The organism is Streptomyces sp. NBC_00490 (assembly GCF_036013645.1).
In the GTDB taxonomy this organism is placed as follows: domain Bacteria; phylum Actinomycetota; class Actinomycetes; order Streptomycetales; family Streptomycetaceae; genus Streptomyces; species Streptomyces canus_F.
This window is the reverse complement of the sequence record NZ_CP107869.1, coordinates 10,439,285-10,452,610: the sequence shown is the minus strand read 5'-3', so window position 1 is coordinate 10,452,610 and position 13,326 is coordinate 10,439,285. Positions and strand designations below refer to the sequence as shown.

The 13,326-nt window shown below is 68.8% G+C and carries 12 protein-coding genes and 2 pseudogenes; 7 read left to right on the top strand and 7 right to left on the bottom strand.

Annotation, left to right across the window (positions count from 1 at the left end; all coding sequences use genetic code 11):
* Positions 1–135 precede the first annotated feature (135 nt).
* The 4 genes and pseudogenes from OG381_RS47890 (at position 136) to OG381_RS47875 (ending at position 2,674) form a co-directional block, all read left to right on the top strand.
* Positions 136–396, top strand: a complete 261-nt coding sequence (locus tag OG381_RS47890) for a hypothetical protein (RefSeq protein ID WP_327722260.1) — start codon at positions 136–138, stop codon at positions 394–396.
* Positions 397–442: 46 nt separating this feature from the next.
* Positions 443–1,434 (top strand): annotated as a pseudogene (locus OG381_RS47885) (IS5 family transposase).
* A 308-nt stretch (positions 1,435–1,742) separates the two neighbouring features.
* Entirely contained in the window at positions 1,743–2,075 is a 333-nt protein-coding gene (locus OG381_RS47880; protein ID WP_327722757.1) for a non-heme iron oxygenase ferredoxin subunit, read from the top strand.
* Positions 2,072–2,674, top strand: coding sequence for a TetR/AcrR family transcriptional regulator (locus OG381_RS47875; RefSeq protein WP_327722259.1), 603 nt, complete (start codon positions 2,072–2,074; stop codon positions 2,672–2,674). The genes OG381_RS47880 and OG381_RS47875 overlap by 4 nt, the downstream gene beginning before the upstream one ends.
* Positions 2,675–3,321: 647 nt before the next feature.
* Here the strand turns inward: OG381_RS47875 and OG381_RS47870 are convergent.
* The 6 genes and pseudogenes from OG381_RS47870 to OG381_RS47845 form a co-directional block, all read right to left on the bottom strand.
* Positions 3,322–3,798 carry a hypothetical protein gene (locus OG381_RS47870; RefSeq protein ID WP_327722258.1) on the bottom strand — a complete coding sequence of 159 codons (477 nt, stop codon included), beginning with the start codon at positions 3,796–3,798 and terminating at the stop codon, positions 3,322–3,324.
* Between the two features lie 92 nt (positions 3,799–3,890).
* A pseudogene (locus tag OG381_RS47865) lies at positions 3,891–4,052 on the bottom strand (NF041680 family putative transposase); the annotation flags it as partial.
* A gap of 577 nt (positions 4,053–4,629) precedes the next feature.
* Entirely contained in the window at positions 4,630–5,901 is a 1,272-nt protein-coding gene (locus tag OG381_RS47860) for a multidrug effflux MFS transporter (protein ID WP_327722257.1), read from the bottom strand.
* Between the two features lie 449 nt (positions 5,902–6,350).
* A complete protein-coding gene (locus OG381_RS47855; RefSeq protein ID WP_327722256.1) occupies positions 6,351–7,004 on the bottom strand; it encodes an NADPH-dependent F420 reductase in 654 nt (217 codons plus the stop codon).
* 32 nt (positions 7,005–7,036) lie between these two features.
* Complete coding sequence (locus OG381_RS47850; RefSeq protein ID WP_327722255.1) at positions 7,037–8,053, bottom strand: SMP-30/gluconolactonase/LRE family protein; 1,017 nt, start codon at positions 8,051–8,053, stop codon at positions 7,037–7,039.
* 46 nt (positions 8,054–8,099) lie between these two features.
* Entirely contained in the window at positions 8,100–8,879 is a 780-nt protein-coding gene (locus OG381_RS47845) for an MBL fold metallo-hydrolase (RefSeq protein ID WP_327722254.1), read from the bottom strand.
* Between the two features lie 131 nt (positions 8,880–9,010).
* Here OG381_RS47845 and OG381_RS47840 point away from each other — a divergent pair, with 131 nt between their 5' ends.
* Together OG381_RS47840 and OG381_RS47835 are read left to right on the top strand one after the other, a co-directional pair.
* Positions 9,011–9,913 carry an AraC family transcriptional regulator gene (locus OG381_RS47840; RefSeq protein ID WP_327722253.1) on the top strand — a complete coding sequence of 301 codons (903 nt, stop codon included), beginning with the start codon at positions 9,011–9,013 and terminating at the stop codon, positions 9,911–9,913.
* A 647-nt stretch (positions 9,914–10,560) separates the two neighbouring features.
* Positions 10,561–11,259, top strand: a complete 699-nt coding sequence (locus OG381_RS47835) for an alpha/beta fold hydrolase (RefSeq protein WP_327722252.1) — start codon at positions 10,561–10,563, stop codon at positions 11,257–11,259.
* A gap of 489 nt (positions 11,260–11,748) precedes the next feature.
* Here OG381_RS47835 and OG381_RS47830 read toward each other — a convergent pair whose 3' ends face one another.
* Positions 11,749–12,342 (bottom strand): TetR/AcrR family transcriptional regulator, encoded by a 594-nt coding sequence (locus OG381_RS47830; protein WP_327722251.1) that lies wholly within the window; start codon positions 12,340–12,342, stop codon positions 11,749–11,751.
* A 166-nt stretch (positions 12,343–12,508) separates the two neighbouring features.
* On the opposite strand from OG381_RS47830, the gene OG381_RS47825 reads away from it, so the two are divergent.
* Positions 12,509–13,318, top strand: a complete 810-nt coding sequence (locus OG381_RS47825) for a glutathione S-transferase family protein (protein WP_327722250.1) — start codon at positions 12,509–12,511, stop codon at positions 13,316–13,318.
* The last annotated feature ends 8 nt before the right edge of the window (positions 13,319–13,326 follow it).

Here is a 13,326-nt window from a genome sequence, read left to right as displayed (position 1 = left end):
ACAGTGTGAGGCCTGCGGACTGCTGGTCCCCCATGGGCAGTTCACCGGTTCGCCAGCCCCCACCTGCCGACCGGTTCGAGCAGGGGCAGCTCTCGGGCGTCACGAACGTTCGGAGATTCCTCGTGTGGCAAGTGGGTGTCGACGATCGTGAGTGACCTGTGCATCCTGGAGCGCCAGGACACACGCTTCGTAGTCACCGCGCTGCTGCCGGCCGCGGGCGACGACGTCGAGGCGGCGATAGCGCTGATTCGGTCGCGCACGGGCTGGCCGGTCGAGGTCGCGGGCGACGTCGCCTGGGAGGCGCCGGCAACCGAGGAGGAGCTCGAGCTGCTGAGGGTCTACAACCCCGACCTGCTGTACCTCCGGGACCGGCGCGCCTTTAGGGATTGTCTTTAGTTGTGATCAAGCCCGAGATCGGGTGTCGGTCCGGTAGGACTGTGTTGTGACGCGTGCACAACTCACTGACAGTGAATGGGAGTTCATCGGGCCGCATCTGCCGGTCGGCAGGTTCGGCCCATACCCCGAGCGGCTGCGCGAGCAGTTCGAGGGGGTGATCTGGCGGTTCCGGACCGGCAGTCAGTGGCGGGAGATGCCCGAGCGGTTCGGCGCCTGGCAGACCGTCTACAACCGCTTCATGCGTTGGCGCGACGCGGGCGTCTTTGGGGCCCTGCTGGAGGAGGCGATCGCCGAGGCCGCCCGCCGGGACGAAATCGACATGTCGCTGGTCAGCGTGGACTCCACCACCGCACGGGCTCATCATGATGCGGCCGGCATGCGGGTCAGTGAACAGACCTTGGCAGCGCTGGAGGAGGCGGCCTCGCAAAAAGGGGACCGTCCGAGGAACAAGGCGGACAGGACAGCGAAAGCGATCCGGGTCGCGCCGAACGCCGACGCGTCCGCCGCAGACGGCGAGCCCGGCTGAAGGCCGCCCTGCTCGGGCGGTCCCGCGGCGGGCTGACCAGCAAGATCCACCTGGCCGCCGACCGACACTGCCGGCCGATGGCACTCCTTCTGACCGCCGGGCAGGCCGCCGACAGCCCCCAGTTCATCCCCGTCCTGAACAAGGTGCGGGTCCGCCTGCCCGTCGGCCGTCCCCGCACCCGGCCGGCCGCCGTAGCCGGCGATAAGGCCTACTCCTCCCGCGCCAATCGCGCCCATCTGCGCAAACGCCGCATCCAGGCGGTCATTCCCGAGAAGAAGGACCAAGCCGCCAACCGAAGGAAGAAGGGCAGCCGTGGCGGCAGGCCCGTCACCCACGACACCGTTCTGTACCGCGACCGCAACACTGTCGAGCGGGCCATCAACAAGATGAAGGACTGGCGGGGTATCGCGACCCGCTACGACAAGAAGCCCGAGAGCTACCTCGCCGGGCTGCATCTCCGCGCAGCGACCATCTGGATCAGCAGTCTCCTGAAGCCGATTGATCGCAACTGAAGACAGTCCCTAGTGCCAACGTCGTGTAGTCAGCCGAAAGCCGTCGGGTTCTCACGGCGGCGGAGGCGGCGCCATGGTGGCGGGGTGGATCACCACCTCGGCGCGCCGAGTTCACCGGCCTCCGAGCAGTGTATGCGGCCAGCCCTAGGTCCATGTGCTGAGGTCGGATCGGGCCGAGGGCGGGTTTCCACGCCCGGCCACGTCGCTAGCGTGGGCGGTGAGCCACGATCACGCGCGTGACGCTCCATGTCCGACCGATGACCCCGGTGGAGCAGATGATCGCTATTTGGACGCACACGAGGAGTTCGATGCCCACCGACGGCTACGCCTATCTCTGCACGTTCGACGTATTGGAGAAGGGCGTCGCCCGGCGGTTCGAGGTGGAGGGCGTGCCGGTCTCGCTGGTCCTGACCGGGGATGAGGTGTTCGCGATCCACGACGTGTGCTCGCACAGTGCGGTCTCGCTCTCCGAAGGAGAGGTGGATGGGTGCACGGTCGAGTGCTGGCTGCACGGCTCCCGCTTCGACCTGCGCACCGGCAAGCCGCTCGACCCGCCGGCCACGCGGCCCGTCCCGGTGTATCCGGTGCGGATCGAGGGTGGATGCGTATACGTCGATGTTGTACCGCGGAGCGATAGATGACCGAGCTGTCGGGCGAGTTTCAGGGGGAGCGTGCCGACGCCGTCCGCAACCGTGCCCGGCTGTTGGAAGCGGCTGCCTGGCTGGTGGCCGAGCAGGGCGCCGAGCACGTGACGATGCACGAGGTCGCGCAGGTCGCCGGGGTGGGCAAGGGCACGCTCTTCCGCCGGTTCGGCGACCGCGACGGACTTCTGCTGGCTCTGCTCGACGACGTCGAGGCGGAGTTCTATGACGCATACACCTCAGGTCCGCCCCCTCTGGGGCCGGGAGTATCGGCGCAGGACCGGCTGACGGCCTTCGGCTGTGCTCTGATCGAGCGCGTCGCGGACGAGACGGACCTGGGCCCGGCGCTGGGCCGTCGGGTCCCCATCGAGCGCCGCCGGACGTCGCCCTACGGCCGGGCCTTCCGCCACCACGTCACCTCGCTGCTGCGGGAGGCGGGAGTCGTGGGCGACCACACCATGCTCGCCCACGCCCTGCTCGCCTTCGTGGACCTGGAGACCCTCGACCACCTGCGCAACGACGACCAGGTCACCACCGCCCGCCTACAGAGCACATGGTCGGATCTGGTACGACGGGTGACCGGCTCCGACGAACGATGAACGCTCCTCCGTTGTCACGCGAGGAGACGCGCACGGCGTTCGGCTCACCCATGGCCTCCGCCTCTTCATTGTCCTGGCTCTTCATTGTCCTGGGCGATGCGGTGGATCACGAAGGTCGCCGTGCCAGTCGGCCTGGGCGGTCGGCGGAGGTACGACGATCAGCTCCAGTACGTCCGCGGGACGCTTGGCTGTTCCCTCGACGACGGCACCGTTCACGGCCAGGTAGTCCGGTGCCGGTTCGAGGGATGCCTGTCGACCATGTCGATGACAGCGTCGCGCAGGTCTGCCAGCTGAGGTAGGGAGCCCCGGGCGAATGGCCGGGCGCGAGATGTGTGGCTGGGCCTCTGCGCCTGGGCGCGACGAGGCCGAGCGGGCCGAGCCGGAAGAGTGCCGCTTCCAGCTGGGCCGACTTCACCGCGTCGTTCTTGGACAGCTCGTCGAGAGGCAGCGGCCCCACCGCGTCGGCGCTGTGATAGCCGACGAAGGCAGTGAGCAGCGGGCCCGAGGCGCCGGGGAACAGGGCAGCCAGCGGGGATCCGAGGTTCATATTCCGTCCTCGGTGGAGGTTCTCGCCGGCTTCGCAGGCAGGTGGGCACCGACGACGAAGCCGACGAGGATCTTGGAGGCCGGGGCGCCGCTTTGAGCGGTCAGGCGCCGGAGGGCCATTCCTCCGTGAGCGCGGTCGCTGCCTCATGGAACTCCGCGAGAACGTCAAGGAATCCGGTCCTGCCCCACAGCGCCAGCCCCAGAACGACGACGCCCACGGCCGTGATGTGCACGGCCCCGGTCAGGTCCCGGCACGAAACCGCGCGTATCGCCGATTGGTCACCGCGAGCCCACGCTCGCGTCGCCTCAGACACGGCGAGTTCGTAGTGGAGCGGGGCAACTGTGGCGACATCGTCGGCCTGCCGAACCAGGTCCTCCAGCCCGAACGGCCTGCCGGTCAGCTCCATGATGCTGATGGTGGAGCGCACCAGGCTGTTCAAGATCGCGTACACCTCCAAGGAGCCGGCCGTGTCCAGACTGTCCAGCGCCTCACGGACCGCGCCGCCGTCGTGGTCCACGTAGCCCCGGACCACGTCCATCGCGCGGTCGCTGGAGGTCTTGTGCGCTGCGTCGCTCATGCAGATCACCCTAGGAGCGCCCGCACGGAAACGGATCGGTCTTTCGGCTCAGCCTGCCTCGGAACAAAGCACTAGGTACTCCAGCCGGACTTCAGCTCGACCAACGTCCTTACCGGGCCGTCCACACAGAGCAGGGCGTCACTCAGCTCGAACAAGGCGTCGGGTCGCTGGGCCAGGCAGGCATAGAACTCCATCTGGAAGCATGACAGTTCAGCAGACGCATCCTGCGGGACATCCCGCTGCAGCAGACCCATGGCTACGGCCTTCGCACTGGTCAAGTGCCTCTGTGACGGAGCACAGGATCAGGCGAAAGCGGCTCTCACGTCCGGCAGCCAGCCGAAAACGCCAGCAAGTTCGAGGCCATGTTCGACTACGGACCATAAGCGTCAAGCTAAGCGCAGACCGGAAAGCGACCGACGCCGGTCAGGCCGGCTTGCAATGCGCTCCGAACTCTCGGTACCGCCACTCCCACCGACAGCCGACACCCTCGCGGAGCTTCTCGACGCTCTCCCCTGCCTGGCCGCCCATCTCGCCGATGCCCCCGCGCAGCAGCAACGACGCCCGTTCGAAATCACCCAGCTCACCGTCCGCCTGCACGCCGACAACGACGACGTCTCCTACCGATCACCTTGCCGGAGGCTGGCCCGTGCGCCCCGACTACCTCTGGTGTGTTCGGCGTTGACCGACGCGTTCGTCCTCGTCGGGGCCGATCTCGCGGCCCGTACGCTGCTGCCGCTTCGGCCCTCCGACTGCCTACATCACCGATCCTCCAGCCATGTACGACACTGTGGTCCCAGTTTTGATTCCACCGGTGCGGATATCTGCCCTGGCTCAATAGGCCAGCGGGTCGGGAGCGGACCGCCAGGGGTGGCAGAGCACAAGGAAGCAGCACGCTGCGGCCAGCGCGAGGCCGAGAATCGATGCGGCCATGGGCAGGGCGGTGGCCTGGCCGCCGAGACCGGTCAGGGCCGGCGCGAGGGCGCCCATGAGGAACTGGGTGGTGCCGAGCAGTGCGGAGGCGCTGCCCGCCGCGTGCGGGGCCCGCTGTAGGCACAAGGCCGTGGTCGTGGGCAGGATCATGCCGACCGGGCAGGCGGTGAGAAACAGCGCGGCGGCGATCCAGGGCAGGCCCGCGTGCGTGGTGACCAGGAGGACCAAGGCGGTTCCCGCGGCGCCGAGCACGGTCAGGCCCGTCGCCAGTACGCGGTGCGAGGAGAAGCGTCCGAGCAGCAGTTTGCCGATGAGCTGGCCGGTGGCGACCATGCCGATCGAGTTGAGGGCGAAGAGCAGGCTGTAGGTCTGCGGGGAGGCGCCGTAGAGCCGTTGCAGGGTGAAGGACGAGCCTGCGATGTAGGCGAACAGGGCGGCGAAGGCGAGGCTGCCGGTGAGCAGATAGCCGGTGAAGTGGCCGTCGCGGAGCAGGTCGCGCATGGTACGCAGGGTGGTGGGGAGTCCGCCGGAGCGGCGACGTGCGGTCGGCAGGGTCTCGTTCAGCAGAGCGGCGGTGGCGGCCAGGATAGCCAGGCCCAGCAACGTGAGGGTGAGGAACACGCCGCGCCAGGAGGTTAGCCGCAGTAGCTGGGCGCCGATCACGGGGGCAAGGATCGGTGCCGTGCCGGAGATCAGCATCAGCGAGGACAGCAGGCGGACGGCGGTGAGCCCGTCGTACCGGTCGCGGACCACGGCCCGCGCGATGACGATGCCGGCGGCGCCCGCCAGGCCCTGGACCAGGCGCATGCTGATGAGCGCATCAAGGTTCGGGGCGAGGGCACATCCGGCACTCGCCGCCACGTACACCGCCAGGCCGACCAGAAGAGGCCGGCGTCGACCGAGGGTGTCGCTGAGCGGGCCAAGGACCAGCTGTCCCAGGGCGATCCCGAGCATGACGGCGGTCAAGGTGAGCTGGGTGACGGCCGCAGAGACGTGCAGGTCTGTGCTGACCTGGGGCAGGGCCGGCAGGTAGAGGTCGATGGTGAGCGGCCCGAGTGCGGTCAGGGAGCCCAGGACCAGGACGAGGGACAGACGGCTGGAGCGGTGGCCCTGCCTTGGAGTACGGGGCACGTCGTCCGTGGTGGCGGTGCTGGGCTGCGGGGTTTCGGACATGTCGGTTCCAGGGCGTCGATGGCGAGGAGAGTGTGCGGACGGCTTTCCTGCCGTTCGGCGTGCCGGTGCCGGCTCTGTCGGCACGCCACCGGCACGGGCGAGGTACGTCCCTCGGCGATGCCGCCGACGAACGCCCTGCCCAGATGGGGGGTGCTGGCCCTTCGCCGGGCCGGCAGGGTGGCCAGGACGTGCACCCTGCCGCCCGGGAGGAGTCGGACGACCTGCCGGGCGAAGGAGAAGGTCAGAAACCCCGATCCGGCGCGGTCGACGGTGACGTTCTCGGGCTGCTGTGGGCCGCCAGGTCGAAGCGGTTGGCGATGCCGGGTGCCGAGACCGGGGTGGTCGCGACGGTGGCGGTGGAGCGGGGCCCAGCTGGGGATCAGCGAGGGCCCGCTGCCGTCCGCGGGGGTTGCCGGTCGGCACGGGAGGGAAGGCGGTGTCCGCGCGGCTCAGGGGGCGGTGACGATCTTGATCGTGCTCGCCCAGCCGTGGCCGCCTTCCCGGATCTGCAGGGCCATGTGCAGCAGTTGGAAGCCCTCCAGCTCGCGCGCGTGCTTGAGCGCGCCAACGTCGACCGGGTTCAGCCCGCCGGAGGTGACGAGGTCGGCGACCTGCTTGCGGGCGTCTTCGTCGTCGCCTGCGATGAAGACGTCCAGCGGAGTGTCGGCCACCTGTCCGGCGACCAGGGTCGCGGCGAACGTGGTGTTGAACGCCTTGACGACTCGGGTCTGCGGTGCGACAGCCCCGGCGATCTGTTCGGCGGCCGAGCTGCCCGGGGTGACGACGAGCGCGTCGAGTGAGGCGTCGACGGGATTGCTGATGTCGACGAGGACTTTGCCGCTCAGCCGTGCCCCATAGGAGGCGGCGAGCTGCCTGGCCGCGTCGAAGGGCACTGCGAGGACCACGATGTCCGCGGTGTCCACCGCGGAGTCGTCGGCGGCACCGATGCGGCCATGGCCATGGTCGCGCATGCGCAGTTCGTCGACGAGTCCTATGGCCTTTCCGGGGTCCTTGGCGGTGATGGTGACCGCGTGGCCGCCCTTCAGGGCACGGGTGGCGATGCCTCGGGCCATGTTGCCCGCACCCACGATGGTGATCTTCATGCTGCTGTCGTCCTTCTTTGTGCTGTGTCCGGTCATCGGTTCGCGTGGACTCGCACCACGTTGAACGGCAGTTGTGGGTCGGCTACCTGGAACTGGAAGTTGACGATCAGCAGGTCGCGTCCGTCGAAGGCCGCCGTGGAAGGGCTGTGCATGCCGTGACCGTGGATAGTGCGCACGAGCTTGGCCCTGGTGTAGTCGTGGCTCAGTTTCAGGATCGTGATCTGGCCCTCGGGATGGTCGAGTTCGGTCACGGCGGTGAAGGTGTTGCCGCGCAGCAGCAGACCGTCGCCGGAGACACCCTTGGCACCGCCGAGGTCGATGGGAACGACCTTGTGGGTGATCGTGTCGATGCGGTAGAAGGCGTAGTCGTTGTAGTCGGCCAGCAGGACGTAGCGGCCGTCGTCCGTGACGACCAGGCCGTTGCCGTTGAAGCCGGCGTTGTAGTCGATCGGGGACTTGGCCAGGTCCGCACCGACGTGCAGAGGCTGCTGGACGTGCTTGCTCGTCAACTCCGCGGCCGTGATGTGCCACAGCACCGGGTGGACGGAGTCCGAGATATAGGCGTCGCCGTTCGGGGCGAGGGCTACGTCGTTGAGGAAGACGTCGGTGCGGCCGGTGTCGAACACGTGCAGCAGGGCGCGGGTACGGGTGTCGTAGACGAAGACCTTGCCGGTGGCGCCGCCCGCGACGATGAGGCGTCCTGCGGGGTCGGTCTTCATGCCGGCGACGGAGGTGCGCCCGTCCTGGCCGCCCGGCAGGAATACCTCGGTCGCGCTCTGGTGGACGTCACCGCGGTACACGGTGCCGTCGCTGGTGCTGCCGACGTAGAAGTAGGGCGTGCCGTGCTGGCGGGCGATGCCCTCGGGGTAGGTCCGGCTGCCGGGGATCGAGTAGCTGGCGGGCAGGTGGGCGCGGTGCTGAACAGAGGCGGCAGGCCTCCCGGTCGCGTCAGGGGTGGCGAGAGCCGGGGCTGTGGCTGCGCCTATGACGGCCAGTGAGACCACCGCGACAGCCGCGACGCGAGCATGGCGGATACGAGCTGACGGCATGGCGAGTCTTTCTGGAGGCGTGCGCTGCGGAGCAGAAGGGCGGGGTTCAGTGGTCGGCGGGGAAGAGGGACCGGTTGGCGATGTCGATGATGAACGGGCCGACATGGGAGGGGTATCGGTCCACGATCGCGTTCTTGTATGCCTCGCCGTCGTCGCCGAGCAGCTCTCGGGCGTCCGCGAGGTAGCGGCGCACCTCCGCGTAGATCTCCGGCCCGGCGGGCAGGCCGTGGCCGGCGAGGATCGTGTCGTAGCCGGATTCGGCGGCCAGCGCGTCGACCACCTGCTGCCAGCCGGCGATGTCGTTGTTGCCCAGGTAGAGGTGGACGCCGTGGTAGACGAGGTCCTGGGCTATCAGGACGCCCTGCTCGGGGAGTTTGACGAGGAGTTCGTCGGCGGCCTCGCCACCGGAGACGGCCTGGAAGACGAACGGGATCCCGTCAACGACCTCGGTGCCGGCGGTGATCTCCACGCTCGGCGTGAAGTCGGTGACCGGGATGACCAGGCCGGTGGGCAGCCGGCTGTCGCCGCGCGCGATGATCTGCTCGCGCACCTGGGCCAGCGCATGCACGGGGACGCCGAAGCGGGCGGCACCGTTGTAGTGGTCCGGGTGGGCGTGGGTGATGATGAGCCGGTCCAGCGGCTTGCCGAGCCCCTTGGCATAGGCGACCGCCTCGTCCGCGTAGGCGGGCATCAGCTGGGCGTCGACCGCGATGACCCGCGCCGGGGTCTCGATCAGCTGCGTGGTGGTGTGGAAGGTGCCCGCCGGTGACATGTAGCTGTGGATGCGGACGGCGCCCTTGTCGAGGACCGTGACCGTGCCGTTCATGCAGGTTGCCCCTTGTGGTGGGGGCGGCCGTGCGCCGCCCTGACGTCATCCACTCTGGCCACAAAAGCACAGGCAGACGAGGTAGCCTGGAGACCCGGTGTGGTAAATCGAGGACATCCAGGAGAGGCGTGATGAACTCCGCGGCTCTTGGCGAGGCTGATCCTTCCCGGGGTGGCGGCATCCTCCGGCTGGACTTCAACCCACCCGAGGAGCGGATCCCCGGCTTCGAGATCATCGATCTGGCCACCCTGCACGAGCGGCGCCGGCGCAGACGGCCGGATGCGGTGCACCGGGTGGATTTCCACACCCTCACCCTGGTCACCGAGGGCAGCGGCGAACACGCCGTGGATTTCGTGACCTACCCCTGCCGCCCGGGCACCTTGCTGTGGATCCGCCCCGGACAGGTGCAACGCTTTGTGCGACCGGGCACCGCAAACGGCACCCACCTGTTGTTCACGCCGGCCTTCCCGCCCCACTCCAGCAGCGCCGACCGGCTGGTCAACGAGTGGTACGGGCCGACCTGCTGGCAACTGGGGGCCAGCGGCGACTACGCCGTACTGGCCACCCTGCTGGGCCAGTTGCGGGCCGAGTACGGCCGGCCGCAACAGACCGTGTCAGCGGAGATCCTCCAACTCCTGCTCGCCACCGTGCTGTTGCAGATCGACCGACTCCCCCACCCCGACGCCGGCACCGACCCGCACGCCGGCGGGGAGGTCTACACCCGCTTCCGCACCGAGCTGGAACACTCCTACGCCACCACCCGCCGCGCCGCCGACTATGCCCACCGCCTCGGATACACCGTCAAAACACTCACGCGCGCCTGCACGGCCGCCACCGGACAGCCCGTGAAGCACGTCATCGACGGCCGCGTCGCCCTGGAGGCCCAACGGCTGCTCGCCCACACCGACGAACCAGTGGCGACCATCGCCCGCCACCTCGGCTTCCCCGAACCCACCAACTTCGGCAAGTTCTTCACCCGCCACACCGGTGTGACACCCGGCGCCTTCCGCCTGGCCCATCAGGGCCAGCAGTGAACCCGTGACAGCCTGCGCCGACCGGCCGGCCTGGCGCTTGAGCAGCGCGGCATGATGGACAGAGACCACCCGGCTGCTCTGCGGCTCTGGCTGCCGAGGCTGCCTGCGCACAGACCCGCCCGCCGACAAACCGGCCGTGTCAACCGATTTCGAATGACGTGTCGCTGCGTTGAGCCGCAGAATTGCGCGCGGTAAGGGTCCGTGGCACCGCCGCCACGGACCCTGGTCATGCCCGCACCGCGCCGCCTCCAGCGAAGGACTCGATGAGCGCCGCCATCTCCGGTCGGCTGGTGGCCTGCGCGATCTATCGAGCGACCAAGCCGCCTACGAAGCCTTCCTCACGGCAAAGCTCTACGAACTTCCCGGCGCGCTGCGCCTGGAATCCCGCCTGACCATCAAGGCGGACAAGGCGTACCCCTGGCCTCGGCCAACCCCTGGCACGACACCTACGCCGTTGATGCACAGAGCATGGTCATCTTGGCCCAGTACACTGCGGCAACGAGACGACGGACAACCGATCGATGTCCGCCTCACACACCACCTCACGATCCGGGACGCGCTCATTGCGTGCTGCAGACCATTCGTCGGCACCGCCCACGCCCGGACACCCCTACCCAGACCGCCTCCGGCACCCGAGGACCCTCCTGATGAACCCCACCGTCGTGCTCGTGCACGGGGCGATGCACACCCCGTGGATCTTCACCCCGCTGAGCGAGCAGCTCACCGCCCGCGGCATCGCCTCACAGGCAGTGCAACTGCCCAGCAGCAACCCCGACAGCGCGGCCGCGCAAGGACTGGCCGAGGACGTCGCCGTGGTCCGCGCCGCGATCGACGCCGTCAGCGGCCCCGTCGTACTCGCCGCCCACTCCTACGGCGGTGTCCCCGCCACCTGGGCCGCCGCCGAAGCGGACCAGGTCACCGAACTCGTGTATATCGCCGCCTTCGCACTGGAGGCCGGCACCTCGATGATGGAGTGGATGGGCGGCGACTTCCCGCCCACCTGGATCCGCTCCGCCGACGGCCTCGCCGTCAAGGCAGGCGACGCGGAAGAGTCCATCTTCAGCGGGGTCGAGCCCACCCTGACCGCCGAGGCCGTCAAGCGCCTCAACTGGCAGGGCACGCGCGCCTTCACCGAGAAGCTGGGTGCCGCGCCGACAGACATTGCGCTCACGTACATCGTGGCCACCGAGGACCCGGCGCTGCCGCCCGCCGTCCAGGAACAGTGGGCTGCCCGCGCCGCCCACAGCGCGCGCATCCCCTCCGGGCACTCCCCGCACCTGTCCCACACCGACGAGGTGACGGCCATCCTCGCCGAAGCGGTGGCTCGGGCCGGCACCGCCGGCTGACCCCGGGCGGCCCGGGACGGGCGAGCCGACTCCAGGCCTCCCCAGCACCACGCCTGCGGGGTCAGTCGTGCCGCACGGCCTCTCCTGCGGCGCCGGCCACCGCCGTGCCGGGCGTGCATCAACGACGGCCGCCGCCAAAAGCAGTTGTCCGGCTCCGCCCTCGCGAACGATGACGGCCCTCGGCCGGTTAACCGACGTGTTGGTCACGGCGCACCACTGGTGACGGGCCCGCATCCCGGCCCCTGCGCCGGGCGGAGCCAACTGATGAATGGACAAACCGCGGCGACAGATCGCCACACGGTCCTACCGGACCCGGAAGAGGAGCTGCCGGGCCAGTTGCAGCCGGGCTTCACCTGAACATGCGATACAACGACACCTGTTGCACCTGGCAGCGTCAACGGGACCAGCGCTGAGCTGTACGAATCCCCCTCGACCAGCATCGTGCCACCGTCGCCCCCTTGGGGAAGACCTGATGACCGGATAGTCGGATCAGGCGCTCGGCCACGCACTGAGCGCCTGGTCGGCGACGCGATGCAAGTCTTCTGGACTGGCGCCGCCGGCGGCCTGCACGGCGAGTCCCTGCCCGACGGTGTGCACATAGCGGGCGAGGGTCTCCGGGTCGGCGGTGGGGGGCAGGTCGCCCTCGTCCTGGGCCTGTTCGAACCGTTTACGCAGGGCGGCCACGCCGGCCTCGCGGCGTTCGGCCAGGTCGCGGCGGACCGGTTCGCTGTCGGGGCCAGCGGCCAGCGCGGACTGCACCAGCAGGCAGCCGCGCGGGCAGCCGGGGAGGGTGTGGGCGTTGACGCCTCCGTGCAGCATCGCCTCGGCCACCTGCCGGGCGGTGGGCAGCTCAAGAGCCGGGCCCACGAAGGCTCCCGGGCCCTGCACGTAGCGGTCGGCGGCCTTGCGGAACAGTTCCTCCTTGTTGCCGTAGGCGGCGTAGATGCTGCGCCGGTTGATTCCCATGGCCTCGGTCAGTGCGGCGAGCGAGGCGCCCTCGTAGCCCTCGGCCCAGAACAGCCGCATCGCCACCTCCAGTGCCTGGTCGGTGTCGAAGGACCGGGGCCGTCCCGTGCTGGGCATCGAAGCCTCCTTGAGAAACAGTGCGCCGCCGCGGAAGGACTTCCGTGGTTGCTCAGGTTAGTGTCATCATGGTTATAGTAACCGATCGATTCGGTTCGTAACTCTTCATGGGCACCAGCCCGTCCCCGACCCCGCCCAGACCGGCGCACTACTGATGGAGCCGACAGTGACGCAGTACCCGCTCTACGCGAACCCCTACGACGACCTCCAGGTTGACAGCGACACCGAGTTCGAGCTGCACGCCCTGACGCTCGGCGAGAGCGAGTTGGCGGCCTACGTGACGACCCTGTCGCCGTACGTCGCGAAGCTGCAGGCGTACTTCCGCCTCTTCGACGTCAAGCACAAGGTCGTCGCCGAGCCCGTCCCCGACGTCGGGCCGCGCGGGAAGGTGCCGTACGTCACCGTCGGGGAGACCAGGATCTCCGACTCCCAGCTCGTCATCGACTGGCTGAAGCGGACGGTCTCCGATCCCGACACGCACCTCACCGAGGAGCAGAAGGCCGTCGGCCACGCCGTGAAGCGCACGCTGGAGGACCACCTCTACTGGATCATCATCTACTTCGAGTTCTTCGACCAGCAGGGCTTCGACTTCATCGTCAGCAACACGCTCGGCGACACGTCGGCGCTGCCGGCCGAAGTCCAGGAGGCCATCCAGGTGCGCCGCGACGACTTCCGCAAGCGCTGCTACGACCAGGGCATCGCGCGGTACACGCCGGCGGAGATCATCGACAAGGCCAAGAAGGACTTCGAGGCCATCTCGGTCATCCTGGGCGAGAACCGCTTCCTCCTCGGCAACGACGCCCCGAGCTCCTACGACGCGACGCTGTTCGGCTTCACGCAGGCGTTCTTCCAGGCCCGCGGCATGCACCCGGAGATCACCGACTTCGTGCGGACGATCCCGAACCTGGGCCGCTACATCCAGAACATCCAGGAGACCTGGTACCCCGAGCTCAAGCTGGCCTTCGCCCCCGCCTGAGGCGCCAC

Bases quoted from the DNA above. Each gene is read 5' to 3' on its own strand.
- OG381_RS47880 (WP_327722757.1), top strand. From the start codon at position 1,743: ATGCCCACCGACGGCTACGCCTATCTCTGCACGTTCGACGTATTGGAG.
- OG381_RS47875 (WP_327722259.1), top strand. From the start codon at position 2,072: ATGACCGAGCTGTCGGGCGAGTTTCAGGGGGAGCGTGCCGACGCCGTC.
- OG381_RS47870 (WP_327722258.1), bottom strand. From the start codon at position 3,798: ATGAGCGACGCAGCGCACAAGACCTCCAGCGACCGCGCGATGGACGTG.
- OG381_RS47860 (WP_327722257.1), bottom strand. From the start codon at position 5,901: ATGTCCGAAACCCCGCAGCCCAGCACCGCCACCACGGACGACGTGCCC.
- OG381_RS47855 (WP_327722256.1), bottom strand. From the start codon at position 7,004: ATGAAGATCACCATCGTGGGTGCGGGCAACATGGCCCGAGGCATCGCC.
- OG381_RS47850 (WP_327722255.1), bottom strand. From the start codon at position 8,053: ATGCCGTCAGCTCGTATCCGCCATGCTCGCGTCGCGGCTGTCGCGGTG.
- OG381_RS47845 (WP_327722254.1), bottom strand. From the start codon at position 8,879: ATGAACGGCACGGTCACGGTCCTCGACAAGGGCGCCGTCCGCATCCAC.
- OG381_RS47840 (WP_327722253.1), top strand. From the start codon at position 9,011: ATGAACTCCGCGGCTCTTGGCGAGGCTGATCCTTCCCGGGGTGGCGGC.
- OG381_RS47835 (WP_327722252.1), top strand. From the start codon at position 10,561: ATGAACCCCACCGTCGTGCTCGTGCACGGGGCGATGCACACCCCGTGG.
- OG381_RS47830 (WP_327722251.1), bottom strand. From the start codon at position 12,342: ATGCCCAGCACGGGACGGCCCCGGTCCTTCGACACCGACCAGGCACTG.